Annotated in this window: 1 protein-coding gene; it reads right to left on the bottom strand. The window is 51.8% G+C overall.

Annotation, left to right across the window (positions count from 1 at the left end; all coding sequences use genetic code 11):
• Nucleotides 1-52: 52 nt before the first annotated feature.
• A partial coding sequence (locus SB816_RS31325) for a YegP family protein (RefSeq protein WP_410548157.1) occupies nt 53-276 on the bottom strand: 224 nt, incomplete at its 5' end.

Below are 276 nucleotides of genomic sequence, written 5' to 3'. Positions count from 1 at the left end.
CCTGTCAATTCTGGCAGGCCAAAAGCATCGAGGTCTCGCGGAACGGGTCTGTTCAGACGGTCATTGTCGTCAGATCGACGGTATTGGCGCCGGGGGAGTTTTTCTTGATCGACTCGATGGCGTGGATGGCAGATGCCTTCGCCTTGTATCCTTCCGATGAAAACATCGTTTCCCCGTTGGATGCCTTGAAGCGGAAGCGATATTCCCCGGCTTTGTCCTGATAGATTTCAAATTTATACATGATCATTGCGCCCCGTTTGCGAATGGTGATGAACG

The sequence above is a fragment of the Achromobacter sp. SIMBA_011 genome (assembly GCF_046535435.1).
Taxonomy (GTDB): domain Bacteria; phylum Pseudomonadota; class Gammaproteobacteria; order Burkholderiales; family Burkholderiaceae_B; genus Achromobacter; species Achromobacter dolens.
Note: the sequence above shows the minus strand (reverse complement) of the source record. Positions and strands in the feature narration are given on the sequence as shown.